The sequence below is a fragment of the Paenibacillus pinihumi DSM 23905 = JCM 16419 genome, from assembly GCF_000422505.1.
GTDB classification, from domain to species: domain Bacteria; phylum Bacillota; class Bacilli; order Paenibacillales; family Paenibacillaceae; genus Paenibacillus_D; species Paenibacillus_D pinihumi.
On record NZ_KE383864.1, the window covers coordinates 1,056,306 to 1,081,522 of the forward strand.

Consider the following 25,217-nt stretch of genomic DNA (forward strand, 5'->3'; position numbering starts at 1 on the left):
TCACTCACTATCATTTATATGGTTTAGAGAGGGAGAGCATGACTATGAATTTTGCAGCGGCCTGAAGTGCTGTTCTGTTCGCACGAACCAATCCGGGTACGGGCAGATGATTTCTACCGGGCTGCCTGTCCAGGGATGGAGGAATTGAAGGCGGCAGCCATGCAGCGCCTGTGTAGACAGCAGCTGCCCGCTCCCCCCATATAACCGGTCTCCAACCAGCGAATGTCCGATATGGCTGAGATGCACCCGAATTTGATGCGTCCTGCCAGTCTCCAGCCGGACATGAACGAGTGTAACCCCTTTAAAACGCCTTGCTACCTCAACATGTGTAACCGCTGGCTGGCCTTCCTTTGAAACACGCCGTTTGGAGGCATGATGGCGGTCACGGCCGATCGGCAAATCGATAGTGAACTTCTCTTCCCGAACCTGTCCCTGTACAAGCGCTGCGTAATCCCGCTGGATTTGCTTTTGCCGCATTGCTTCATCAAGCTTCCACTGGGCAAAATCATTTTTGGCGTACAATACAGGACCGGATGTGTCTTCATCCAGACGATGAATATGCCGCAGATGAACATTCTGGCCAGTCAGCACGGCATGGCGCAGCACCGCCTCATCCAGTGTCCCGCTCTGGCCTGCTTCTGAAGGATGGACCGGCATGCCGACAGGTTTGCTGACAACCAGGCAATGATCATCCTCATACAAAATATCCGGCCCTTCCTCATCCCATGAAGCCATAGCCAGCACATAAAGCGGATGTCCGCTCAAATCATAGTCCTTGAACATCTGCAGCATGAGCTTATTGCGGTTTAATTTGATTCCACCGGTGGAATAGAGGCGGTTCAGCCACTTCTCGGGAAATTGCCCAAGTGAGATCAGCCATTGCCGAAGATGATGCGGGCTATCCCCATTTTCTTTCAATTCCTGTACAACAGGCGAAGGGAGCGGCCATTCCAGCCACTCCCCCCTGCGTACAGCCTGATCAACATTAAGCTGTCGCTTCATAATAGCACTCCTTGCCTACAGACGGCGCAGCGCAAGCTCATGCGCAGCAATCGTCTGATCGATATCTTCTTCGGTATGTACCGCGGAGACGAACATGCCTTCGAACTGGGAAGGGGCAATGCTGATGCCCTGGTTCAGCAAGCTGGCGAATACCGCCTTGAACCGCTCCAAATCCGCTTGTTTGGCTGTATCGTAATTGATGACGTGGGTGTCGGTAAAAAATGGGCACACCATGGAACCGACACGGTTAATCGTGCAAGGGATACCGTGCTTTTGGGCATTTTGCTCAAGTCCCTGATGCAATCGTACGGCAAGCCTCTCCAGCTTCTCATACACTTCCGGCGTCAAAAGCTTCAGCGTAGTGTAGCCTGCTGCCATAGCGAGCGGATTGCCTGACAGAGTTCCTGCCTGATAAATTGGCCCGCTTGGCGCCATCATCTCCATAATCTCACGCTTTCCGCCGTACGCGCCTACCGGAAGTCCGCCTCCGATGACTTTACCCATGCACGTCAAATCCGGGGTTACACCGTACAATCCCTGCGCACTGTTGTAATGAACGCGGAAACCGGTCATCACCTCGTCAAAGATAAGCAGGCTGCCATATTGGCTGGTGACCTCGCGCAGACCGGTCAGGAAGCCCGGCAGCGGAGGGACAACCCCCATATTGCCGGCAATCGGCTCCACGATGATACAAGCAATTTCCTCGCCAAAACGCTCAAACGCAAGCTTGACAGATTCCAAATCATTATAGGGAACCGTAATCGTGTGGGTTGCCACAGATTCGGGAACGCCCGGACTATCCGGCAAACCAAGTGTTGCCACACCGGAACCCGCTTTTATGAGGAGGCTGTCTGCATGTCCGTGATAGGAGCCCTCGAATTTCAGAATCTTCTGCCGCTTCGTATAGCCGCGTGCAAGACGAAGGGCGCTCATTGTAGCTTCCGTACCTGAATTAACCATCCGCACAATATCAACGGACGGCATCCGCTCCACAACAAGCTCAGCCATCTTCGTCTCCAGCTCCGTTGGAGCGCCGAAACTCGTTCCCTTCTCTGCTGTACGTTTTAATGCCTCTACCACCTCTGGGTGGGCGTGACCCATAATGAGAGGCCCCCAGGACAACACATAATCAATGTAGCTGTTGCCATCGATATCATAAACACGGGAGCCTGCTGCACGATCGACATATACGGGAGTCAGACCAACGGATTTAAAAGCGCGTACCGGAGAGTTGACCCCGCCGGGGATTACCTGCTTCGCCTTTTCAAAAGCTGCTTTGGAACGTTCGTCCGACCGGACTTTTTGATTTGCATTTGTATCCATCGCTCTCACACCTTTCGTTTATTTCAGCCAGCCTGTCGCATCTTTCGCATGGTAGGTAATAATCAAATCTGCGCCTGCGCGCTTAAGCCCAGTGAGCAGCTCAAGCACAATCGCTTTTTCATCAATCCAGCCGTTTTGGGCAGCAGCCTTTACCATGGAATACTCCGCACTGACATTATACGCCGCTACCGGCAGATCATAATTTTCTTTCAGCATCCGAATAACATCCATATACGCAAGAGCAGGCTTCACCATCAGCATATCTGCACCCTCTTGTACATCGGACTCCGCCTCACGCAGCGCTTCGCGCAAGTTCGCCGGGTCCATCTGATAGGATTTACGGTCGCCGAATTGTGGCGTGGAATGAGCCGCATCACGGAACGGTCCATAGAATGCGGAGGCATACTTCACAGAATAGGACAAAATCGGAACTTGCTCATATCCTGCTGCATCCAGCCCTTCACGGATTGCATGAACAAATCCGTCCATCATGTTGGAAGGCGCAATAATATCCGCTCCTGCTTCAGCCTGGGACACAGCTGTCTTCACAAGCAGCTCCAGTGAAGCATCGTTGACGATTTCCGCCTCTCCGGTGCGGGGGTGATGCTCGATTACGCCGCAATGGCCATGATCGGTAAATTGGCACAGGCAAGTATCGGCAATGACTACAAGCTCGGGAGCCCACTCCTTGACCTTGCGTGTCGCCTGCTGCACAATCCCGTTATGATCATAGGCCGGCGAACCGGCCGCGTCCTTCTCTGCCGGAACTCCGAACAGCAGCACCGCTTGCAGTCCGGCGGCTGCAACCTCGCGAATTTCCTCTTCCAGACGGTCCAATGAAAAATGATAGACACCCGGCATAGACGGAATTTCTTCCTTTTTGTTGGTTCCCTCTGTGACAAAGATCGGATAAATAAAGTCATTCACTGTGACATACGTTTCACGGACAAGATTGCGCAGCGCGGCATTGCGCCGCAATCTCCGGTGTCTTACAACTGGAAAGCTCATTGGCTGGTCCCCCTTACTGTGATCTGGTTTGGCTACGGTAGGCGGCTACGGCATGAAGCAATCCTGCGATCGTAGCTTCCCCCGGCTCAATATGAACAGTCAATCCCGCCTCACGGACGGTTGCAGACGTTACGGGCCCTATGGAGGCAATGACTGCCCCCTCCAGCAACTTGACCGGGTCGGCAACGCCTTCTTGTGAAAGCCGCTTCAACAAATTTCTTACGGTAGAAGAGCTTGTAAATGTAATCATATGCACCTGCTTGTTCTCCAGCAGCTCGACAACATTCTCTTCGCCGCCTTCGCCAAGCACGGATTCGTAGACATCGATTTCAATCGGTATCAGCCCACGCGCTTCAAGATGTCTTGGCAGCACTTCACGGGCAAGATCGCCACGTGGCAGGAGCACCTTCTGGCCTGCCTCCAGCTTGTCTACAAGATCATCCAACAGCCCCTCCGCCTGAAACTTCACGGGCAGCACGTCAACCTGCAAGCCAAGGTCCTTCAGCCGCGAGGCTGTCTTTGGGCCGACGGCTGCAATCCGGGCCTTATAAAATCGCCGAATATCGATATTCAGCTTGCGAATCCACTCAAAGAAGTAGTCAACGCCGTTAGTGCTGGTGAACATGATCCAGTCATATTGTTCAGCGGCAGACAAAGCTTCTTGTATAGAAGCTACAATCTGCTCATCTTCAGGCTCCCGCAACTCGATGACCGGATACTCTAGCGGCTCCCCGCCCAGCGCCTCAATCTCATCAGCAAGCTCACTGGCTTGCGCTCTCGAGCGGGTTACAAGAACACGCGTCCCGAACAAAGGACGCCGCTCAACCCATTTCAGCTTCTCACGCTGTCTCACGACTTCACCTACGACGATTACGGCAGGAGGTTGAAAATCAGCCTCTTTTACCTGCTGCTCAATCGTCGCAAGTGTACCGACCAGCGTCTCCTGCTCGACTCGGGTCCCCCAGCGGATGAGAGCAACGGGAGTTTCCGGGTTTCTGCCGTGCTTTATAAGCTGGCCTGCAATATAACCGATTTTGGCTACACCCATCAAGAAAATAAGTGTCCCGGTTGCATTCGTTACCTTATCCCAATAGATGGACTGGTCCAGCTTCTCCGGACTCTCGTGCCCGGTAATGATGGAAAGAGATGATGCCAAGTCCCGGTGTGTAACCGGAATGCCCGCATAGGCGGGCACAGCGATAGCCGAGGTAATGCCCGGGATAATCTCATACTCAATGCCATTCTGCCGCAGCAGCTCGGCTTCCTCGCCGACACGGCCGAAGATTGTCGGGTCACCGCCCTTCAAACGGGTCACCGTATTGCCCTCCAGTGCCAAATCCACAAGCAGCTGATTAATTTCTTCCTGCTTCATCGTATGACGGTCCGGCAGCTTGCCGACGTAGACCTTCTTCGTTCCCGGCTTTAGATGCCGCAGCAGACGCGGGCTTGCCAGCCGGTCATAGACGACCACATCGCTCGCTGCCAGACATTCCAATCCGCGGACCGTGATCAGCTTCGGATCACCAGGCCCAGCGCCTACCAGGTATACCTTCCCCTTATCCAACACATTCATCCCCTAACCTGTGCCAGAATCTCTTCCGCACCCCGCTCACATAACAGCTCCGCTACCTGGATGCCCAAAGCGACCGGATCCGTACCGGAAGCTGCTTCCTTAAGCAGCACGTTGCCGTCAGGCGTGCCTACAGTTCCGGTCAGTTCAATCGTATGCTCATCCTTCATAACGGCATACGCTCCGATCGGAACCTGACAACCCCCGTTCAAAGTCCCGAGGAAGCTGCGCTCTGCGGCTACTGTACGGGCAGACAGCGGATCATTGTAAAGCGACAACAGATGGCGGACAGCATCATCTTCTTCCCGGCATTCAATTCCGAGTGCTCCCTGCCCGACAGCAGGGATACAGAGCTCCACAGGAATGTAGTCCGATATTTTATCGGTCCAGCCCATTCTTGTCAGTCCTGCAGCAGCGAGTACGATGGCATCAAAGCCTTCGGTCTCCAGCTTGCGGATGCGCGAGTCTATATTGCCTCTAATCCATTCAAGCTGCAAATCAGGACGCGCATGCTTGAGCTGGCACGAACGCCGCAGGCTGCTTGTTCCGACCTTCGCGCCGTGAGGCAAATCATAAAAGCCAAGTCCATTACGGGTAACCAGACAATCCCTTGGATCTACACGCACAGGCACTGCTCCGTTCATCAGTCCGTCTTGGAGCGCATGCGGCATATCCTTCATACTGTGAACGGCGATATCGATCTCCTTATCCAGCAATGCCTGCTCAATTTCCTTGACAAATAGCCCCTTGCCGCCAACCTTCGACAGCGTCACATCGAGAATCCGGTCTCCTTTGGTGACAATCTTGCGAATTTCAAAGCTTAAGCCCAACTGATGCTGATCGCTGATTTTTTGCAGCTCGTCAATTACTTGTCCGGTCTGCGTCAACGCAAGCGCGCTCTGTCTTGTTCCCACTATAATCGTTCTGCTGCTCATGGACTAGATGCCCCTTTCTCTTTACCTTTTGTTTTAGCTGTTCTATGTAAAGAATAAGCCGGCTTTCATTTTCGTCTTCCATATCTTCGGGGGGCGTGCAATGGATGGCCTCGCGCAGCAGCTTACGTCGCAGCCCGCTGTCTGAGACCTGCCGCATGATATGCCCGCGAAGCCTTCCCAGCCAGCGAACATAAGAAATCAAATCTTCATCATACCGCTCCGCCAGCTCATCCTTGATGCGCCCTGCATATGCCGGACTCGCCCCTGAAGTCGATACGGTCAGCACCAGAGGCCCGCGCCTGACAACAGCTGGAAGTATGAAGTCGCCTTCTTCCGCCTCATCTGCAACGTTCACAGGAATGCCTGCTCTGGCAGCTTCCTCAGCAATTTTAGCATTAACCTGTCTCTGATTGGTCAGTGCAAAGACAAGCATGGACCCGGTTAAATCACCGGACTCGTATTCTCTTGCCAGCAGCAGAATCATTCCCTGCCTGGCAAGCTCTGCAAGGCTGGGAGTTACCGCAGGACTGACAAGAACGACCTCAGCTCCGCATTCGAGCAACCCCTGAACCTTCCGCTGTGCAACAGGGCCGCCGCCTGCCACCAGGCAGCGGCGGCCCTGTACGTTGAGCATAACCGGATAATAGGACTCCAAGCTCACCGCCCCCTCAATACATCTTCATGGCGGCCTTCACTTATCTCAGGACAGCCAATTATGGAATTTGGACAATGAATTCAGGAATAGATTGGATATCAGAATTGTAAAAGCCGCGATGTTCCAGGCCGAGGTTTTGTAGCCTGGTCTCTGGAGCATGGTCCGGTGAAATAAATAGATGAAATAAAAGATAACAGCTATCGTCGAAGTAATAACTTTAAAATCCAGCAGCAAGAATGCCTTGTCTTCAACAATAATGGAGGTTACGCCAACCGCCAAAGACAATACAAGCAGCGGAATGCCGATAATAACCGTTCGGAAAACATAACGGTCAATATTCTCCAGACTGGGAAGGCGTCTTACACTAACCGTCCATTTTTTGCGTCTGAGTCTGCTATGCAGAAATATATACATACAGGCAAAGATGGCACTAATCGTAAATACGGCATAGGCACAAATGACGAGACTGATATGGAGGTACAACAAGGTAAGCGCCAAATCATGAGTGGCCAGCGGAATAAAGGATTCCGGACGGCTAATTAAATTTAATACCAGCACAACAAATCCGACAACATTTATACAAAAGACCAAATATTCAATCCTGAAAAAACGGCTCATGATTAATGAACTTGTGACGAGCAGCCAGGAAAAGAAAAATAAATATTCAAATAGAGTAAAAACATCCGAATGGATATGCACCAATAACTTATAGATCAAATAACCGGTTTGCAGCAGCCAAACGAAAATAAGCAGCCCTGTGCCCATCCGTTTCGCTCTCCGACTCGCATCAGCAGCATCGGAGAAATAAAACAGCAGGCTCAGGGCATACACATAGATCATAATGTCATAAAACATATTTTTAGTAATCATAGGCGCCTCCCGAATGTTTGCGCCTGCCTTAGCCTTACCCTAGGTAACTGCGGCAGTCATACCGTTCACGGCCGACTGTGACGGTCGGGCATTGCCTTGTGCAGTAGTTTGCGACTTTAATCCATGTCTTGACGCAACTGCTTCTTTGTCTGCAAGACGCTCAGTCAGCTTGGCCTGTTCCAGCGGCTCTTCAAGGGCGAACAGCTTGACAAACAAGTCCATCGCTTCATCGGAACGCTTGTCATCCGCCATTTCCTTAATTCGTTGAATCGGATCGGATAACAGCTGATTGACAATACTCTTGGTCAGCTTGCGGATAACCTTCTGCTGGCGCTCGTCCAAATCAGGAAGCTTGTTCATCATGCTCTCCATCGTTTCGTCATGAATGGAGGCAGCCTTTTCCTGAAGCGTGCGAATTAGCGGGATAACACCAAGCGTCTTGTACCATTGCTTGAATATATTCATCTCCGATTCAATCATGGCCTCAATCTTGAGAGATTCCTTGCGACGCTGCTCCAGATTATTCTCCACAATTCCTTCCATATCGTCAATATCATACAAGAACGTATTGTCCACGGCAGCAATAGCCGGATCAAGATCTCTTGGAACCGCGATATCGATCAGAAACAGCGGCCTTGAAGCCCGGCGCTTCATCGCCTGGCTCACTTGTTCTTTTGTCAGCACGTAGCCTTCCGATCCTGTAGAGCTGATCACAATATCAACATCATGAAGCAGCAAGGCTGCCTCTTCCATCGTGCGCGGCTCTCCATTGAATTTGGAAGCAAGCGCTACAGCCCTGTCATATGTGCGGTTTACCACAATAACGCGGCTTGCGCCGTTGGCATACAGATGCTTGACCGTCAGTTCACTCATTTTGCCGGCACCGATAATCATCACTGTCTTTTTGTTGAACTGGCCAAAAATCCGCTTACCCAGCTCTACAGCGGCGTAACTGACCGAAACGGCCGTTTCGCCAATCATCGTCTCGGTATGGGCGCGTTTGGCCATCGTTACAGCCTGCTTAAACAGCATATTGAACAGCGTACCCGTCGTTTTTTGCTCTTGAGCGAGCAAAAACGCATTGCGGACCTGCCCTAATATCTGTGTCTCTCCGATCACCATCGAATCGAGGCCTGATGCCACCCGCATCAGATGCTCAATCGCACGGTCATCTTCGTACATATATAAATGATTGGTAAACTCTACACGCGGGAGCTTAAACCACTGCTCCAGAAAACTGCGGATATAATGTCCGCATAAATGATGCCGATCTACAACCGCATAGATTTCCGTCCGGTTACAGGTCGCAACGATGACACATTCCATTATGCTTTTTGTCTGTTTGAGCTGCTTCAAAGCGAGCGGCAGCTCTTTATCGGAAAACGCGAATTGTTCTCTTACTTCAACCGGCGCTGTCCGATGGTTCAGACCAACCACAATAATGTGCATCTGCAATCACCTGCCTCGTCTAAGATTCTAAGAAACATTATAGCATAGTCAAAATACCTGTACTTTGCCATTTATGAATAAAGTATGAACCATCACTACTCTAGTGTGAGCGGCAGTACGCCTGCTTATACTCTATTTCAGGTAAAAAATAAAGTGACAGGCAGCATAATGAAATTCTCCGATTATTATTGAAAACCGATTTGTACCGGTGGCAGAGAAGAGTCCCTCACTCACTTGTCATCATCTTAGTGCATGCCTCGATAACAGGCATAAGATATTCTTAAAACAAAAAGCCATGGATAATTCCATGGCTTCATTAAGATATAAGGAGAGTATACATGCCGTCCCTATACTGTCTTATATTCTACGTGAGCGGCGCCAACGATGCAGCATCCGGTTACACTTGAAACGCTGAAATGTTATACCAGCTCCGCCTGTTGCATAACAGGCTCTTCAACTTTAAGCTCGCCCATGCCGCGAACAAGTTTCTTCGCATGTACGGTCTTCGGCTTCAGTACAGACAACATATAATCAATGGCCATTTGTGGATCCACAGTCTCGCCGCAGGTGTAGCAATCCATTGCAGCAAAACCTTTCTCAGGATACGTGTGAATAGAAAGATGACTTTCCGACAGCAAGACTAAAACCGTCGCCCCTTGAGGCTCGAATTGCTTGGCTTGAACTGAGAGTACAGTAGCGCCGCAACTTTCCGCAGCTTCTACCATTTGGGCTTGTAAAAATTCCGCACTGTTCAAAAGCTCGAAGTCAACACCCCAAGTATCAACAGCAACGTGTCTTCCGAAAGTTGAGTATTCCATCTTCCGGTTCCCCCTTCCTAGGAATAAAATGTTTGAAAATTTCATCCGCTAGGACCTACGTCATTCACTACCCAAGGGAATAGTCTCTGAAAACATTCCATGTCCTGAGTGAATCCTGGTTCCTAATATTCTGTTCAACGAGAATAAAAATAACATCTATTGACCAGAAATGCAACAGTTTTTCAAAAATTAATCTGATTTATTTGCCCGGACGTTCAAGCTCCCAATACGCAGGTGATGAACGGCCCTACATAATCTATGCCTAAACCGCTGTGCGTGTGTATAATCAGGCTTCATGCTTGAAGAACAAATATGTTTCAAAACATAAAAGGCTGAAATTGATTGGATATCTAAATAAAAAATGCCGCTCCGAAGAGCGGCAAAACCCAAATCAATTACTATGCCTCAAGAATAAACAGCTTTTTGGCGTGTTCGCGAAGCCGCTCGTCAATAGCAGCAACTTCCTCCGCCTGCTTCGCCTGATTGCGCAAATCAAGCAGTTCATTAATCGCATTCTGATTGAATGCAATCTCCTGCTCGACGGTCAGGCTGGTAAACCGCTTCTCCAGCTGCCCCATCGTATTTTTCCATTCATATACAAGACGGGACTTGCCTTTAGAGGACTCGACGATTTTGTGTACTGCGCCGGAGACGTAATGATAGATCATCGTATAGTTAGGATAAATACGGTTTACGATTGCATCTCCCTTGAACATGGAGACTGCTTTACGCATCGCATTCGTTAATTTTGGATATACCAAACGGCAGGAAAGCTCACCTACAAAGAGGTCTTCTTGTCGTTCAAACGTGAGGCGGATCTCCTCCTTGCCTGCATCGTCCTCCAAAACCAGCTCCTGATTGCCGCCATCAAGCACACGGACTTGCATGCGGATATGCTGGTCACCGAAAAACCTGACAAACCTGGACATCTCTTCTTCTGTTAACTGCAGACGGGCTTTCACATACTCTGTGGCTAACCGCTGAGCCATAAAAATCTCCTCAATTCTTTAAACTTCCACGAATAGAATCACTTTCTGCCTAATCATAATTATACGTGATCCAAAAATAATATTCCTGCCGCCGAGTCCTGATATTTGAGCATATTTCAATAAAATCTTGAAAAATTCACGATAAGTCCGGGGATTTTTCCTGAATTCTCGCTTTTCGGGTTGAAGTTAACGCACTTGCTGCCCTATCCGTTAATCTTTTCCTCAATAACCTGCCACAGTTCTTCGCGGCCGATTCCTTTTTCTGAGGAGTACATGATTACCTTGTCTCTCGGATCTGCCTCCAGCGTCTGCTTGACCACCTTCAAATGTTTGTCCCATTTGCTGCGCGGGAGTTTGTCCGCCTTGGTAGTCACAATCGTAACCGGAATATTAAAATGCTTCAGCCAGCCGTACATGAGCTGGTCGTCCTTGCTTGGCGGATGGCGCAGGTCAACAATCAGCAGCACCATCTTCAGCGGTTCCCGTTCTTTCAAATAAGTCTCAATCATGACTCCCCATGCCTGGCGCTCCGTCTTGGATACTTTGGCATAGCCGTAGCCGGGAAAATCTACAAAGTAAACCTTATCATTAACCCGGTAATAGTTAAGCTGTTGGGTCTTGCCCGGCTGCGAGCTTGTACGGGCCAAGGCCTTGCGCATGATCAAATTATTAATCAACGAAGACTTCCCGACATTGGAACGCCCCGCCAGAGCAATCTCCGGCAAGGCGTCCTCAGGATATTGATGCGGCAGAACCGCACTGATGACAAATTCGGCTTGAGTTATTTTCATTCTGATCTCCCTGTTTGTATGGCAGATGCGCTGTCCGACGCTCCCAGCAGTGCGTGGCCGAGTACTTCATCCATATTTGATACCGGATAAAAATTCAATTCGCTGCGCACGCTCTCGGGAATGTCGCGCAAATCCCGTTCGTTGTCCTTCGGCAATAAAACTTTGCGGATACCCGCGCGATGGGCAGCTAGTGATTTCTCCTTCAGCCCGCCAATCGGCAATACCCGCCCACGGAGCGTAATTTCTCCGGTCATCGCTACTTCCTTATCCACAAAACGTCCGGTAAGCGCAGAAATCAGCGCTGTCGCCATTGTAATTCCGGCTGACGGCCCATCCTTCGGAATCGCCCCTTCCGGAATATGAATGTGGATATCGTTCTTCTCATGGAACTGCGGGTCGATCCCGAGCTCCAGCGCTTTGGATCGCGTATAGCTGAAAGCTGCCTGGGCTGATTCTTTCATGACATCTCCCAGCTTCCCTGTCAGGGTAAGTTTGCCGCTCCCCGGCATAACCGTAACCTCGATGACAAGGGTGTCGCCCCCTACCTCAGTCCAGGCCAGACCAGTTACAGCCCCGACCTGATTTTCCGATTCAGCCATTCCATAGCGGAATCTGGCTGGTCCAAGCCATTCCTTGAGCTGGGCAGAATCGACGTTTATCGGCGCCTTTGCAGGATCTGTGACCAGTTCCTTGGCAGCTTTGCGGCATACCGCGGCAGCTTGCTGCTCCAGGTTGCGGACCCCTGACTCCCGCGTATATTCACGAATCATTTGCAATACTGCCGGTTCCTCAATCTTTAACTGATCCTCGGCAAGACCGTGCTCACGCTTTTGCTTGGGCACCAGATAGCGCTTCGCAATCTGGGTTTTCTCCAGCTCCGTGTAGCCCGGGATGTTGAGAACCTCCATCCGGTCCAGAAGCGGGCGGGGAATATTGTGAACCACATTCGCAGTCGTGATAAACATGACGTTGGATAAGTCAAATGGGACTTCAATAAAGTGATCACTGAACGTATTGTTTTGTTCCGGGTCCAGTACCTCCAACAGCGCTGAAGCCGGATCGCCCCGGAAGTCCATGGCCATCTTATCAATCTCATCCAGCAAAAATACCGGATTCAGTGTTCCAGCTGTCTTCATTCCCTGAATGATTCTTCCGGGCATTGCCCCGACATAAGTTCTGCGGTGACCTCTGATCTCTGCTTCATCCCGCACACCACCGAGCGAAATACGGACGAACTCGCGTCCCAGCGACTTGGCGATGGAACGGGCCATGGAGGTCTTACCGACCCCTGGCGGTCCAACAAGACAAAGGATGGGTCCTTTCAGCTTTTGGACAAGCTGCTGAACGGCCAAATATTCGAGCACGCGCTCTTTCGGCTTTTCAAGCCCGTAGTGATCCTCGTCCAGGATAGCCTCTGCACGCTTGATGTCGAGATTGTCCTCCGTCCGCTTCTGCCAAGGCAGAGAAAGCAGCCAATCAATGTAATTGCGAATGACGCCGCCCTCAGCCGAAGTTGAAGGCATTTTCTCCAGACGGTCGATCTCCTTCTCGACCTTCTCCCTGACCGAATCCGACACGCCGGATTCCGCCAGCTGGCTGCGAAGCTCCTCTACCTCGCCAGCGCGCCCTTCCTTCTCGCCAAGCTCCTTCTGAATCGCCTTCATTTGCTCGCGCAAGTAATATTCCTTCTGCGTCTTCTCCATCTGCTTCTTGACGCGCTGGCCGATCTTGCGTTCGAGCTCCAGCACCTCACGCTCATTGTTGAGAATATCGAGAAGCTTCTCCAGACGATCCCTTACCGCCACAGTCTCCAGAATATCCTGTTTATCCTTAATCTTAAGAGAGAGATGGCTTGTGATCACATCAGCCAGCCGTCCCGGCTCATCAATATCCGATACGGCAGCAAGCGTCTCCGGCGTCACCTTCTTGGACAGGTTGATATAATGTTCGAACTGTGTCAGCACTGTCCGCATTAACGCATCGATCTCCGGATCGCTCGTCTCCTCTTCCGGCAGTTCTTTCACATTGACTTCATAGAACTCCTCATTAGGCAGATAGTCGATAATTTCCGCCCGCATGACACCTTCCACCAGCACCCGGATCGTTCCGTTAGGCAGCTTGAGCATCTGCCGGACGCGGGCAATCGTCCCAATGCGGTATATATCCTCCTGGCTCGGCTCCTCAATGTTAACCTCCGATTGCGAGCAGAGCAAAATCATATGATCATCAACCATCGATTTTTCCAGCGCACGGACTGATTTTTCCCGGCCTACATCCAGGTGGAGAACCATGCTGGGATAAACAAGAAGCCCCCGTAAAGGCAACAGGGGCAAACGACGGCCTTTCCATTTGCCTGGCACCAAACCAGCACCTCCAATTGTCTGTCTATCCCTATTTTATCATTCTGCGGAATCTGCCTGCAAATAAGATACCCCTGTTGGCGCAAAAATTTCATTCTGGGCTGCATTCGCATCCACTTCTGCCGCAGTAAAATCACGTTTAGGCAGAGCATAACGCAGTACTTCGTGAATATGATCCGCCGGAATTACCTTTAAGCCCTGCAAATCTTCAAATATAGCCTGCCAGTTTTCTCTTGGGATAATAACGGTCTCGGCTCCCGCTTGAAATGCGGCCTCTACCTTGGCCAGCACACCGCCCACCGGTTTCACATTGCCGTGGATACCAACCTCTCCAGTCATGGCAAGCTTGTTATCCACTTTCTCCCCTGTAATAGCCGATGCGATGGCAGTTGCCATTGCAATTCCCGCCGACGGTCCGTCGATAGGCGTCCCGCCCGGAAAGTTAATATGCAAATCAAAATTATCCGGCTTCAGGCCAATTATCCGCAGCACAGTGAGTACATTCTCTACAGAGCCCTTCGCCATGCTTTTACGGCGCAGTGTCCGGGTACCTCCACCAAGCTCTTCCTCGTCTACAACACCTGTAATGGTATACTTTCCGCTTCCTGCCTGGACCGGAATCGCGCTGACCTCGATTTCCAGCAGGGTTCCCATGTTCGGCCCGTATACTGCCAGGCCATTGACAAACCCGACTTGCGGCTCTGCCGGCACTTTACGATCCGGACGAGGGGGAATCTGGCTGCTGTTCACCACCCATTCAATATCGCTTGCGCTAATGCCATCACGGCCTTCTGACAAGGCAAGCCCTGCGGCCAATTGCACTACATTAACCGCCTCACGCCCGTTGGTTGCATATCGCTTAACAACTTCAATTGCTTTCTCATCCGGCTTGAACCCGATCTTGCGGACCGCACTTGTCGCAATTTGCCCGATCTCATCAGCCAGCAGCGGGCGGAAATAGATTTCCATACAACGGGAGCGGATAGCCGGCGGAATCTCCTGCGGCGAGCGGGTAGTCGCGCCCACCAGGCGGAAATCGGCAGGCAGACCGTTCTGGAATATATCATGTATAAACATTGGAACATTACTATCCTCGGAATTGTAATAAGCGCTCTCCAAATACACCTTGCGGTCTTCCAAAACCTTTAATAATTTATTCATCTGAATCGGATGCAATTCACCGATTTCATCAATAAACAAAATTCCGCCATGCGCTTTGGTTACGGCTCCCGGCTTCGGCTGCGGTATACCTGCAACCCCCATTGCTCCTGCCCCTTGATAGATCGGATCATGGACCGAACCAATTAGAGGGTCTGCAATTCCCCGCTCGTCAAAACGGGCTGTAGTCGCATCAATTTCTGTAAATTTGGCATCCTGCATAAACGGCGAAGTCGGATTTTTCTTCGCTTCTTCCAGCACGACCCGGGCCGCGGCCGTCTTGCCGACGCCCGGAGGACCATAGATAATGACATGTTGTGGATTGGCGCTGCACAAAGCCGCCTTCAAAGCCCTCAATCCGTCACGCTGTCCGACAATATCCTGCATGGACTGCGGACGTGTTTTTTCAGCCAGCGGTTTCGTTAAGGAGATACTCCTCAGTTTCCGAAGCTTATCCATCTCTTTCTTTGATTCTCTGTCTACCGCTGTCCGGTTTGTTTTTTGATTGCGAAGCAAATTCCAAAAATACAATCCGATCACGATAGCAAAGAACACCTGTATCAGCATGACCACTACACCAATATTCAAATTCATTGCTGTCACTCCTCCCTGCATGGTAAACAATTCTACTACTTGGTAGTATTGCCCCCTGCTGGTTGGAATAATCGTGGTCGCCAATAAAAAACTCCAGCCCCGCGGCAGCGGAACTGGAGAGCAAGTCCTACGATTGCTGAGGATGAAGATGCTTCTCGCGTCCTGGAATTTCCCCAGTCTCCTCAAACACCCTCACAATTTCGTCTATTTCTTTCTTCAGCTCGTTCAGCAGCTCCGCTTCAGGAACCTTGCGGATCATCTGCCCATAACGGAACAGCAGTCCTTCGCCCCGTGCACCTGCGATGCCGATATCCGCTTCACGTGCTTCACCAGGTCCGTTAACGGCACAACCCAGTACAGATACCTTGATTGGAACTTTAATATTTGAAATATATTCTTCTACTTCGTTGGCGATAGAGAACAAATCAATATCCAGCCGTCCACAAGTCGGGCAGGATACGAGCGTCGCCGCATTGGAAATCAGTCCGAATGTTTTGAGCAGCTCGCGTGCTACCTTAACCTCTTCAACCGGGTCGGCACTTAGGCTGATACGAACCGTATTCCCGATGCCCATCGCCAGCAGCGCGCCAATTCCTGCGGAGCTTTTAATGGTACCGGAATACAAGGTGCCTGCCTCTGTAATTCCAAGGTGAAGCGGGTACTTGATTTTCTCTGCTGCCATTCGATAGGCTTCAAGCGCCATCGGAACATCAGAGGCTTTAAGAGATACGATAATATTATGAAAGTCCAGTTCTTCCAAAATGCCGATATGGAACAGTGCGCTTTCAACCATTGCTTCTGCTGTCGGATAACCGTATTTCTCAAGCAAATGGTTCTCAAGCGATCCGGCATTCACACCGATACGAATCGGAATCCCCTTTTCTTTACAAGCTTGAACGACGGCCTCAACCTTTTCCCTGCGGCCGATATTTCCCGGATTAATCCGGACTTTGTCAATGCCGTTCTCAATTGCAGCCAGTGCAAGACGGTAATCGAAATGAATATCGGCTACGAGCGGAATCGAAATGCGCTTCTTGATTTCCTTGATTGCTTCAGCAGCTTCCTTATTGTTGACGGTTACCCGTACAACCTGGCAGCCCGCCTCTTCCAGCCGCAATATTTCCGCTACTGTTGCTTCAACATCCGCTGTCTTTGTCGTACACATGCTCTGAATGATGACTTCATTCGTGCCGCCAATGGTCAAATTGCCAACCTTAACCGGCACTGTGTCTGTGCGCAAATACATTGGTTATCTCTCCCATCCAAGCTTCAAACAGCTTCCCCTGTAGTTGACCGCAGCTCTATGTGAGTAAAAAGTCAAAGTCCACCCGCATGATTTAAAACCATCCAAGCGGACGCCATAAACCATACGGGTGGGGTTAGGTTACCTTGCCTTTATGCGCTCTCTTCTTTTTTCTTACCCTTCTTCAAAGACAGCTCCGGCATAATCTTCTCTTCAACAACCTTCTCGGTAATGATACAAGTATTCACGTCATCACGGGAAGGCGCTTCATACATCACATCCAGCATCAGCGACTCAATGATTGCTCTCAGACCGCGTGCGCCTGTATTGCGCTTAATCGCTTCTTTGGCGATCGCTTCCAGCGCCGCTGATTCAAAATCAAGCTTGACATTGTCCATCTCAAGCAGTTTTTGATATTGCTTCACAAGCGCATTCTTCGGCTCGGAAAGAATCCGTACCAAAGCCTCCTCATCAAGCGGCTCCAGGCTGGAGATTACCGGCAGACGACCGACAAATTCCGGAATCAGACCAAACTTGAGCAAATCCTCAGGCAGCACGAGAGACAAATATTCGCCAGCCTTCAGATCCTTCTGTCCTTCACCGTTAGCGTTAAAGCCAATGACCTTCTTGCCGATCCGGCGCTTGATAAGCTGTTCCAGACCGTCAAATGCGCCGCCGCAAATAAACAGAATGTTTGTTGTATCAATCTGGATAAATTCCTGATGCGGATGCTTTCTTCCGCCTTGAGGAGGAACGGAAGCAACTGTACCCTCCAAAATTTTCAGCAGCGCCTGCTGTACGCCTTCACCGGAAACGTCACGGGTAATCGACGGGTTCTCGGATTTACGCGCTACTTTATCAATTTCATCGATATAAATAATACCGCGCTCTGCTTTTTCAACATCATAATCTGCAGCCTGAATCAGCTTGAGCAGGATGTTCTCGACGTCCTCACCCACGTAACCGGCTTCTGTCAGCGATGTTGCGTCAGCAATTGCAAACGGTACATTCAATATTTTGGCCATCGTCTGTGCAAGCAGCGTTTTACCAGAGCCTGTCGGACCAACAAGCAAAATATTGCTCTTTTGCAATTCCACATCTTCAATCTTGCTTTGGGAATTAATCCGTTTGTAGTGGTTGTATACTGCAACGGAGAGAGACTTCTTCGCTTGCTCCTGGCCAATAACGTATTGGTCCAAAATTTGGCGGATATCCTTCGGTTTCGGGATGTCCTTCATGTCGAGCTCTTCTTCATGCCCCAATTCCTCTTCTACGATCTCGGTGCAAAGCTCGATACATTCATCACATATATATACGCCTGGACCGGCGACTAATTTACGAACCTGTTCTTGAGATTTCCCGCAGAAGGAACATTTCAGTTGTCCCTTTTCATCGTTGAATTTAAACATCTGGTCACCCCTTCGATTCAGTATTAGAGTTCGGTCGTCGATACGACTTTGTCGATCAGCCCATAGGCCAGCGCCTCGTCCGCACTCATAAAGTAATCCCGATCCGTATCGCGGTCAATCTTCTCATAAGGCTGACCTGTACGATCAACATAGATTTCATTCAGCTTCTTCTTCGTACGAAGAATCCAGTCCGCGTGAATTTTGATGTCTGCGGCCTGTCCCCGCACGCCGCCAAGCGGCTGATGAATCATGACTTCGCTGTTAGGCAGCGCAAAACGCTTGCCCTTGGCTCCAGCCGTGAGCAGCAATGACCCCATGCTGGCGGCCATACCGACGCAAATCGTCGATACATCCGGCTTAATATATTGCATTGTATCATATATACCCATTCCGGCGGTTACAGACCCACCCGGGGAGTTAATGTAGAGATGAATATCCTTCTCAGGATCATCTGCAGCCAAAAACAATAGTTGTGCAATGACGAGATTGGCGACATCATCATCAATAGCGCTTCCCAAAAATATAATCCTGTCTCTGAGGAGACGGGAATAAATATCGTAGGACCGTTCTCCACGATTGCTTTGCTCTACCACGATAGGTACAAGATTCATGCGACCAACCTCTTTTCGTTTTGGGAATCATTTGTTCCTTTTCATTTTAACATGTTCGGAAAGGGATGTCATTTTTCCGCTAGTACAGTATACGTCGGGCGGAAGCAAATTAATACGCGCACTGGCTGCAGGCCAAACAAGTATGTTGTTCAAAAGGTTAAAGCAGTTATGTATTCATATTATAAAGTGAAAGCAGCTTCAGACGCCATTGGCGGCAATAGCAGCTCTTCACTCCGGAAATATAAGAATGAGTTTATAGGGTATACATTCTTATATTTTAAAATAAGGCACGTATCTTAAGAAACGTGCCTTATCCCTGGGATATCTTCTATGTTATGCGACTTCTGTTACAGTCTTGCTGTTTTCAAGCAAAAATTGAATCGTTTTGCGAAGTACGAGATCGTCCTTCAGATTCTCCAGATTGCCGTTGCGAGTGAAAATTTCACGCAGCTCCTCAGCAGGACGGTTGTATGCCTTGGACAGGTTCTCCAGCTCGGCAGTTACATCCTCTTCGCTAACGGAGATATTCTCATCCTTCGCGATTTGCTCCAGAACCAGGTTATTGCGTACACGCTTCTCAGCATCAACACGCATTTGACCTCGCAGAGCTGCCTCATCTTGTCCGGAGAATTGATAGTACAGATCCAGATTCATGCCTTGAGAGCTCAAACGGTTTTCGAAATCCTTCAGGATGTAATCTGTTTCGGTGTTAATCATAGCCTCAGGAATTTCGATCTCAGCCGCCTCGGATACTTTGTCAACGACTGCAACTTCACGAGCTTGCTCGCCTGCTTTTTCTTTTTGAGTTTTCAGACGCTCGGAGAGATCATTCTTGAACTCGTCCAATGTGTCAAATTCGCTAACATCTTTTGCAAACTCATCATCCAGAGCAGGAAGGCTTTTGCGTTTGATTTCATGCAGTTTAACTTTGAATACAGCTGGTTTGCCAGCCAGATTCTCAGCATGGTATGCCTCAGGGAAACTCACTTCAACATCCTTGAAGTCACCAATGTTCAAGCCGATGATTTGTTCTTCAAAGCCAGGAATGAAGGAGCCGGAACCCAGTTCAAGGGAATAGCGCTCGCTCTTTCCGCCTTCAAATGCCTCACCGTCTACGAATCCTTCAAAGTCGATAACTGTAGTATCTCCGTTTTGAGCTTCGCCTTCATCGATCACTACGAGCTCGGCATGACGCTGTTGCAGACGTTCCAGTTCAGCAGAGATTTCCTCTTCAGTAACTTCCAGTACTGGCGCAGGAACTTCAATGCCTTTGTACTCGCCCAGTTTAACTTCTGGTTTAACCGTTACTTTCGCTTTGAATTTGAACGTTTCGCCAGCAGCGAATTGCTCTACATCAATGTCAGGACGGTCAACCGGAAGTACGCCTGTTTCTTTCAGAGCTTCGGAGTATACGCCTGGCAGCAGGATATCAATAGCATCCTGGTACAAGCTTTCGATACCGAAACGTTTTTCAAACATGGACCGTGGTACTTTACCTTTACGGAATCCAGGTACATTTACCTTTTGAACGACTTTTTTGAACGCCTTGTCCAATGCTTCTGTGACTTGCTCCGCTTCAACCTCAACACTAATCTCGACGAGGTTCTTTTCTATTTTTTCCCAAGTTGCTTTCATTTTATGCTTTCCCCTCCAAAATTACGCATCCTAGTCAATTCCATAACTCGAAATAACTCCACGATTGAAACTGCATTTTGAAATTCAAAATGCTGCCTTATTCAAGCAGTTGGCGGGGGTTATGAAATTGAGTCATCCGCAAACATATTTCCGTTCATAAACCATTCCATTATAAACAACATCTCAGCTTATTTCAAGGCTCGAAAATCTTATTCCAGCCTTTCCCCCGCTTCGTTTACATGACGCAGCATCTTGCACGCCTGCTCGTAACGAAAACGAAGTGTCTGGGTAATGCCGTATGTATCGCGAATTTCGTCATCATCCGCCATTCCGTAGGTCGAGAGCATCAGGGTCAAATGAAGGGCAGCCGCAAAGCAGTCAATCATTTCCCCATCTCCTTCCAGCATCCATTCATACATGGAAGTGCCATATATAAATTGCAGGCATTCCTTCCATACTTCACGGGCAAAATGCGGCAGTGTGGGATCGAATGACTCCGTCACCTGCTCCACCCGCGCCAAAACCTGAATGACCGGTTCCGGGAAATCATCCAGCGACAGCGGCGTATCTCCCATTTCCAGCTCGACCTTCTCCGACATCCTTTTCAATGCAATACGGCCGGAAGCGCCGCGCTTGCGAAGACATTGAAGCGCCTTGAACTGCAGTACAGGATGAAGCTGATTCTCCAACAGCCAGCTTGTAATTTCCGCATCCACAACCGGGTCCCGGAGCAGCGCTGCCCGCTCTAAAGCAAGAATCTGCTGATCCATCATGGGATGGTTCTTCATTATATAGAGAACCTGGCGAATATACGATTCATCCTGCTGGCCGGGATCAAGTGCCTGACGACGAAGTTCCTCCTCATCCGCCTCCTGGGATACCGGCAGTTCTTCCCCTGAAGGAAAGGCCATATCGAGCCAGTTCAAAAGACTTTGCCATTCCTCGTAATTCCGCGCATCCTCCCCCCGGCAATGGAGCAAAAACTGCAGAAGCTCCTTCGCTTCATTATACTGCTCAGCTTCGAGCATGCGGGTTAATTGAATTTGATAGTGATCCAGCATTTTCGGAAAAAGGTATACGTTATCCGAATGTGGATCACCTTGAGGTAGTTTGGAATCTGTAATGGTAACACCGCCTTTAATCCGAAATCCACAACCGTTCATGATTTACGGCATTATTATAACATAACACCCGTTAAAGAGAAAAATGGTGCGCATATTGATTTTTCACTTTACCCATGCTATTATTGTCTAGCTGTCTGAGCAATTAACCGTTTTCGGCCGGATTAAAACTATGAAATATTTTTTTAAAAAATAGTATTGCTATTCAGACGGTGCCGTGGTATGATATTCCATGTTGTGTTTTTGAAATGAATATTTCTTCACATGTCCCAGTAGCTCAGTTGGATAGAGCACTCGCCTTCTAAGCGAGTTGTCGGGGGTTCGAATCCCTCCTGGGACGCTTTTTTATGGAATTTTTGAGAGAAATTGTAAAACGTTCAAAGCCTTGTTCAAAGGTTTGAGCGTTTTTTTTGATTTAACCATTATTAAAGCACCTGTAAAGGTCGTTCCCCGATTGCAGTTGCTGTTCCGACCGTCGTCAAGGCAGCTAAATGATAAATGACAGTGCTTGTTCCGGGATTTACATCCACATGCATGGCACTTTGATTCGTATATGAGTTATTTCCCGGGCCGCTGTTATTTGTACTGTAGATTACAGTAGTACCGCGTAAAATCTGCAATTCTATAAGTATGAAAGGACATAGTCGTGGCAGGTTTCATTTTAAATATTTAAAAAATAGCATTTTCAAATTTTTAGGTGGGATGATGTCAAGCTAAGACAGAAATAGATACTTCAAATAGAAAACAATGCCTGAAATATGAGAGAGCCGATAACCGCGTAATAGGGGTTATCGGCTTTGTGTCTGTACGGCTAGCTCTTTGATATGCGTTTATCAGCAACCTCTCGGTTATGTCACTTATTGCTGGTCTTCTTGATCAAGTCCACGCCATCGTATGCCAGACTTTCCACACTCGCAGCCTTTTGCAGTATGTATTGATCAAAAAAGTTCTTCGTATAGTCTGTAACAAGATTTCGCATCTCCATAGCATCCCGTTCGCCTCTGAGTTCCTCATTAACACTGGTAAACACGATGTCGCAGTAATCTAAATGCGCAACACGATCAACAGAGAAATAATAGGTTTCCATGCTATTGTTAGCGCCAATTATCGCATTCATGTTGTAGTTAGGTTCACTAAACAGCAGCAAGAAGGGTTTCTTAAGGTCGCTGTCGAGAAGGCCGAACGCACCGCTATCCAAGCCAATCCCGCAGGCGAACCGGTCGTCGTCCCGGCAAACAATCGCCGTCGTAGCCCCTCCATAAGAATGTCCGAATATGCCCATGCCGATGTCAAGCAACAATCTGCCCTTAAAGATGGAATTCAACTCTCCAGAGTCCAGTTTGTAAAGATAATCGCCTACATACCTTACATCTTCTGCCTGTAATTCACTATACTCTGTGAACTTGGCAAGTATCGGCAGTGTAAGCACGTTACGGCACATCTCAATGGCAGTTTCATCGTCAGGCCGCATTTCCATCTTACCAGAAAACGCCAGCATCTCCGGATCTTCAGAAAACGCTATAATGACATCCGAAAAATCCTTTGATGCATTAAACAGGCGCCCATCTTTACGCTTATACATCGTGCTATTCTGATGGCCAATGCTGACCACAACATATCCCGTGCTTGCCAAGTCTGTACAGATCACTGTACCCCATTCTGGAGAACCGCCCCCGCCGCAAACATAAAATAACACCGGATAGCGCTTTTCCTTCCCGGAGAGAGCAAGATCGTCGTAACACCGGGTCTTGATATCTATAGAGAAAACATTCTTCCCTTTATGATACGCAGTGTTAACTGGCTGCTCATTAAACATCTCGTAGGCTTCAGGAAACATGTACGTTGATGTATTCTTACCTTCGCTACTGTCGGACGGATAGTACATAAACGCCGTCAGTTCTCTTTTTGAGTGATCTGATGCCGTGTACTCAAAATCTATCTGGGTTCTACCGACAGTATAGCTGCCAATTGGTTCTGGAAATACGTCATAAGTTTCCATTTTCTTGTTCCCCCTTAATTAATAAAAGTGGCGAATGTGAAATACATACATTGCGCTATGAGCACTTTTCAAAACTGTGAAACTATTACAGCCTATCTTCAGTGAGTCATATCTACTCCTTGGCTTTCTTGAAATTGCTCATAATTTCAGAATATTTATGATCTTCAAGCAGCCCATGACCCATAAAGTCAGTAAAGTACTTGCTAATCTTATGTTGCAGCTTAGAGTCCTTAATATCGAATTCCCTAAAAAACATAACTAAATTAAACTGCATTGACTCAAACATAAAAGAAATCAGGTCGTCGTCAATATCAGGTCGGAGATATCCATCAACCCTCATTCGGCGTAAAATGTCCTTGATCAAGGGGAATGACTCGCCCTTTAGCACATTCAAATATATTTTAAGCAAAATGTTTTCAGGAATGTATAAAAATGTTTCAATGAGTTTGATTTCCAACTCATTCAGTGGCTCGGTCACAATGCCATTAACGTTACCAAATAAGCCAGTAAGGAAAAACCGGAAAAGGGAATCTTCATTACTGTTATTAAAATACGCAGCTCTTTTCTGGGTCACATTACGTATTAAGAGACAATAAAGGTCATCTTTGTCTTCAAAATACCGATAAAATGTTCCGGGGTGCATGGACAAACTATCCAAAATCATCTTCATAGTTATATCCTCGTAAGGATTATCAACAAAAAGATGCATAGCGCTATTAGATATTTCCTCGCGCCTTGCTTCATCTAAACGAAAGAAAGTATTTTTTGGCATAGAACACCTCTTAATGTATAGTGTGAATCAATTCACACTATACTGTGAATTGATTCACATGTCAAGTAGTATTTGAGTTTAGGAATCGTGTTAATGATTCACCCAATGAAGACTTGTGTCTCATTTCGAACATGGAGTTGTTCCATAATTTTCTTTACGGGTACGCCTGCCAATCTCATTTCAATGGCCTTCATCTTTGTTTCCACCGGATAGCTCGCTCTAGTTGCCAATGCAAAAACACCTCCAAAGTTATCCCCATATCTTATGACATGGTTCTATTTTCTTGAAGGTGTTTTGATTTGTCTCAAGCTAGGGGGTCAGTCCCTTGTTTTATCAAAGGTTTGAGCGTTTTTTTGTTTAACCGATTATTAAAGCGCCTGTGAAGGTCGTTCCCCCTATTGCAGTTGCTGTTCCGACCGTCGTCAAGGCAGCTAATTGATAAACGACAGTACCTGTTCCGGGATTCGCATCCACATGCATGGCACTTTGAGTCGTATACGAGTTATTTCCCGGGCCACTGTTATTCGTACTGTAGATTACTGTAGTGCCGCGTAATATCTGCAATTCTATCACTGTATTTCCTGCTGTATTCAAAAAGCCGGCGACTCCCGAAAGCCATATGCGCGATCCGGCGGTAACTCCTGTGATGGTGAGTGTCTGTAACGTTGCAGGGATTAATGTAATTGGAATTGTGGTGCCGCCTGTAGTGTTTGTACTATTAACAGCTGATACAAACTGACGGATTGTACCTGTGCCTGTCGCTCCCGTTGGGCCGGTGGTCCCTGCCGCGCCAGCGGTTCCTGTTACTCCGGTGGCTCCCGTTGGACCGGTCACTCCTGCTGTTCCGGCTGTTCCGGTTACCCCAGTAACTCCTGTCGGACCTGTCACTCCGGCTGTCCCTGCGG

20 protein-coding genes, 1 tRNA gene and 2 pseudogenes are annotated in these 25,217 nt (G+C 48.7%); 1 reads left to right on the forward strand and 22 read right to left on the reverse strand.

The window, feature by feature from the left end; all coding sequences use genetic code 11:
• Nucleotides 1–42: 42 nt before the first annotated feature.
• The 18 genes from H583_RS0119045 to H583_RS0119130 form a co-directional block, all read right to left on the reverse strand.
• Nucleotides 43–1,002: an RluA family pseudouridine synthase gene (locus tag H583_RS0119045; RefSeq protein WP_081667346.1), complete on the reverse strand. Its 960-nt coding sequence runs from the start codon at nucleotides 1,000–1,002 to the stop codon at nucleotides 43–45.
• Nucleotides 1,003–1,017: 15 nt separating this feature from the next.
• A complete protein-coding gene (hemL, locus tag H583_RS0119050) occupies nucleotides 1,018–2,325 on the reverse strand; it encodes a glutamate-1-semialdehyde 2,1-aminomutase (protein ID WP_028561867.1) in 1,308 nt (435 codons plus the stop codon).
• Between the two features lie 18 nt (nucleotides 2,326–2,343).
• Nucleotides 2,344–3,333, reverse strand: a complete 990-nt coding sequence (hemB, locus tag H583_RS0119055) for a porphobilinogen synthase (protein ID WP_028561868.1) — start codon at nucleotides 3,331–3,333, stop codon at nucleotides 2,344–2,346.
• A gap of 13 nt (nucleotides 3,334–3,346) precedes the next feature.
• Nucleotides 3,347–4,906 (reverse strand): uroporphyrinogen-III C-methyltransferase, encoded by a 1,560-nt coding sequence (cobA, locus tag H583_RS0119060; protein ID WP_036709965.1) that lies wholly within the window; start codon nucleotides 4,904–4,906, stop codon nucleotides 3,347–3,349.
• Nucleotides 4,903–5,838 (reverse strand): hydroxymethylbilane synthase, encoded by a 936-nt coding sequence (gene hemC / locus H583_RS0119065; protein ID WP_028561870.1) that lies wholly within the window; start codon nucleotides 5,836–5,838, stop codon nucleotides 4,903–4,905. Before hemC ends, cobA begins: the two co-directional genes overlap by 4 nt.
• Nucleotides 5,765–6,493, reverse strand: a complete 729-nt coding sequence (locus tag H583_RS33490; RefSeq protein WP_051236640.1) for a precorrin-2 dehydrogenase/sirohydrochlorin ferrochelatase family protein — start codon at nucleotides 6,491–6,493, stop codon at nucleotides 5,765–5,767. Before H583_RS33490 ends, hemC begins: the two co-directional genes overlap by 74 nt.
• 45 nt (nucleotides 6,494–6,538) lie before the next feature.
• Nucleotides 6,539–7,363 carry a cytochrome C assembly family protein gene (locus H583_RS0119075; protein WP_028561871.1) on the reverse strand — a complete coding sequence of 275 codons (825 nt, stop codon included), beginning with the start codon at nucleotides 7,361–7,363 and terminating at the stop codon, nucleotides 6,539–6,541.
• Between the two features lie 39 nt (nucleotides 7,364–7,402).
• On the reverse strand, nucleotides 7,403–8,812 hold the full coding sequence (gene hemA, locus H583_RS0119080) for a glutamyl-tRNA reductase (RefSeq protein WP_028561872.1): 1,410 nt from the start codon (nucleotides 8,810–8,812) through the stop codon (nucleotides 7,403–7,405).
• 419 nt (nucleotides 8,813–9,231) lie between these two features.
• Nucleotides 9,232–9,630 carry an adenosylmethionine decarboxylase gene (gene speD, locus H583_RS0119085; protein WP_028561873.1) on the reverse strand — a complete coding sequence of 133 codons (399 nt, stop codon included), beginning with the start codon at nucleotides 9,628–9,630 and terminating at the stop codon, nucleotides 9,232–9,234.
• Between the two features lie 398 nt (nucleotides 9,631–10,028).
• Nucleotides 10,029–10,619 carry a hypothetical protein gene (locus H583_RS0119090; protein WP_028561874.1) on the reverse strand — a complete coding sequence of 197 codons (591 nt, stop codon included), beginning with the start codon at nucleotides 10,617–10,619 and terminating at the stop codon, nucleotides 10,029–10,031.
• Nucleotides 10,620–10,822: 203 nt separating this feature from the next.
• On the reverse strand, nucleotides 10,823–11,410 hold the full coding sequence (yihA, locus tag H583_RS0119095; protein WP_028561875.1) for a ribosome biogenesis GTP-binding protein YihA/YsxC: 588 nt from the start codon (nucleotides 11,408–11,410) through the stop codon (nucleotides 10,823–10,825).
• On the reverse strand, nucleotides 11,407–13,773 hold the full coding sequence (gene lon / locus H583_RS33495; RefSeq protein WP_051236642.1) for an endopeptidase La: 2,367 nt from the start codon (nucleotides 13,771–13,773) through the stop codon (nucleotides 11,407–11,409). The genes yihA and lon overlap by 4 nt, the downstream gene beginning before the upstream one ends.
• 36 nt (nucleotides 13,774–13,809) lie before the next feature.
• Nucleotides 13,810–15,522, reverse strand: a complete 1,713-nt coding sequence (gene lonB / locus H583_RS0119105) for an ATP-dependent protease LonB (protein WP_425414530.1) — start codon at nucleotides 15,520–15,522, stop codon at nucleotides 13,810–13,812.
• Between the two features lie 127 nt (nucleotides 15,523–15,649).
• On the reverse strand, nucleotides 15,650–16,768 hold the full coding sequence (gene ispG / locus H583_RS0119110; protein ID WP_028561877.1) for a flavodoxin-dependent (E)-4-hydroxy-3-methylbut-2-enyl-diphosphate synthase: 1,119 nt from the start codon (nucleotides 16,766–16,768) through the stop codon (nucleotides 15,650–15,652).
• 149 nt (nucleotides 16,769–16,917) lie between these two features.
• Entirely contained in the window at nucleotides 16,918–18,174 is a 1,257-nt protein-coding gene (clpX, locus tag H583_RS0119115; RefSeq protein ID WP_028561878.1) for an ATP-dependent protease ATP-binding subunit ClpX, read from the reverse strand.
• Nucleotides 18,175–18,197: 23 nt separating this feature from the next.
• Nucleotides 18,198–18,785, reverse strand: coding sequence for an ATP-dependent Clp endopeptidase proteolytic subunit ClpP (gene clpP, locus H583_RS0119120; RefSeq protein WP_028561879.1), 588 nt, complete (start codon nucleotides 18,783–18,785; stop codon nucleotides 18,198–18,200).
• Nucleotides 18,786–19,118: 333 nt separating this feature from the next.
• On the reverse strand, nucleotides 19,119–20,420 hold the full coding sequence (gene tig, locus H583_RS0119125) for a trigger factor (RefSeq protein WP_028561880.1): 1,302 nt from the start codon (nucleotides 20,418–20,420) through the stop codon (nucleotides 19,119–19,121).
• Between the two features lie 209 nt (nucleotides 20,421–20,629).
• Nucleotides 20,630–21,583 carry a hypothetical protein gene (locus tag H583_RS0119130; protein WP_245585939.1) on the reverse strand — a complete coding sequence of 318 codons (954 nt, stop codon included), beginning with the start codon at nucleotides 21,581–21,583 and terminating at the stop codon, nucleotides 20,630–20,632.
• A gap of 224 nt (nucleotides 21,584–21,807) precedes the next feature.
• On the opposite strand from H583_RS0119130, the gene H583_RS0119135 reads away from it, so the two are divergent.
• Nucleotides 21,808–21,881 (forward strand) — tRNA-Arg (locus H583_RS0119135).
• Between the two features lie 513 nt (nucleotides 21,882–22,394).
• Here H583_RS0119135 and H583_RS0119140 read toward each other — a convergent pair.
• From H583_RS0119140 to H583_RS37345, 4 genes and pseudogenes are all read right to left on the reverse strand, one after another.
• Complete coding sequence (locus H583_RS0119140; protein ID WP_028561882.1) at nucleotides 22,395–23,540, reverse strand: alpha/beta hydrolase; 1,146 nt, start codon at nucleotides 23,538–23,540, stop codon at nucleotides 22,395–22,397.
• Between the two features lie 112 nt (nucleotides 23,541–23,652).
• Nucleotides 23,653–24,312 carry a TetR/AcrR family transcriptional regulator gene (locus H583_RS0119145; RefSeq protein ID WP_028561883.1) on the reverse strand — a complete coding sequence of 220 codons (660 nt, stop codon included), beginning with the start codon at nucleotides 24,310–24,312 and terminating at the stop codon, nucleotides 23,653–23,655.
• A gap of 110 nt (nucleotides 24,313–24,422) precedes the next feature.
• Nucleotides 24,423–24,542: pseudogene (locus H583_RS37620) on the reverse strand (IS3 family transposase); the annotation flags it as partial.
• A 127-nt stretch (nucleotides 24,543–24,669) separates the two neighbouring features.
• Nucleotides 24,670–25,217: pseudogene (locus H583_RS37345) on the reverse strand (collagen-like protein); the annotation flags it as partial.

Excerpts from the sequence above, each read along its gene's own strand:
- H583_RS0119090 (WP_028561874.1), bottom strand. The coding sequence starts at position 10,619 with ATGGCTCAGCGGTTAGCCACAGAGTATGTGAAAGCCCGTCTGCAGTTA.
- hemB (WP_028561868.1), bottom strand. The coding sequence starts at position 3,333 with ATGAGCTTTCCAGTTGTAAGACACCGGAGATTGCGGCGCAATGCCGCG.
- hemA (WP_028561872.1), bottom strand. The coding sequence starts at position 8,812 with ATGCACATTATTGTGGTTGGTCTGAACCATCGGACAGCGCCGGTTGAA.
- cobA (WP_036709965.1), bottom strand. The coding sequence starts at position 4,906 with ATGAATGTGTTGGATAAGGGGAAGGTATACCTGGTAGGCGCTGGGCCT.
- hemC (WP_028561870.1), bottom strand. The coding sequence starts at position 5,838 with ATGAGCAGCAGAACGATTATAGTGGGAACAAGACAGAGCGCGCTTGCG.
- H583_RS0119130 (WP_245585939.1), bottom strand. The coding sequence starts at position 21,583 with ATGAACGGTTGTGGATTTCGGATTAAAGGCGGTGTTACCATTACAGAT.
- clpX (WP_028561878.1), bottom strand. The coding sequence starts at position 18,174 with ATGTTTAAATTCAACGATGAAAAGGGACAACTGAAATGTTCCTTCTGC.
- H583_RS0119145 (WP_028561883.1), bottom strand. The coding sequence starts at position 24,312 with ATGCCAAAAAATACTTTCTTTCGTTTAGATGAAGCAAGGCGCGAGGAA.
- H583_RS0119075 (WP_028561871.1), bottom strand. The coding sequence starts at position 7,363 with ATGATTACTAAAAATATGTTTTATGACATTATGATCTATGTGTATGCC.
- yihA (WP_028561875.1), bottom strand. The coding sequence starts at position 11,410 with ATGAAAATAACTCAAGCCGAATTTGTCATCAGTGCGGTTCTGCCGCAT.
- speD (WP_028561873.1), bottom strand. The coding sequence starts at position 9,630 with ATGGAATACTCAACTTTCGGAAGACACGTTGCTGTTGATACTTGGGGT.
- tig (WP_028561880.1), bottom strand. The coding sequence starts at position 20,420 with ATGAAAGCAACTTGGGAAAAAATAGAAAAGAACCTCGTCGAGATTAGT.
- H583_RS0119045 (WP_081667346.1), bottom strand. The coding sequence starts at position 1,002 with ATGAAGCGACAGCTTAATGTTGATCAGGCTGTACGCAGGGGGGAGTGG.
- H583_RS0119140 (WP_028561882.1), bottom strand. The coding sequence starts at position 23,540 with ATGGAAACTTATGACGTATTTCCAGAACCAATTGGCAGCTATACTGTC.
- lonB (WP_425414530.1), bottom strand. The coding sequence starts at position 15,522 with ATGAATTTGAATATTGGTGTAGTGGTCATGCTGATACAGGTGTTCTTT.
- ispG (WP_028561877.1), bottom strand. The coding sequence starts at position 16,768 with ATGTATTTGCGCACAGACACAGTGCCGGTTAAGGTTGGCAATTTGACC.
- clpP (WP_028561879.1), bottom strand. The coding sequence starts at position 18,785 with ATGAATCTTGTACCTATCGTGGTAGAGCAAAGCAATCGTGGAGAACGG.
- hemL (WP_028561867.1), bottom strand. The coding sequence starts at position 2,325 with ATGGATACAAATGCAAATCAAAAAGTCCGGTCGGACGAACGTTCCAAA.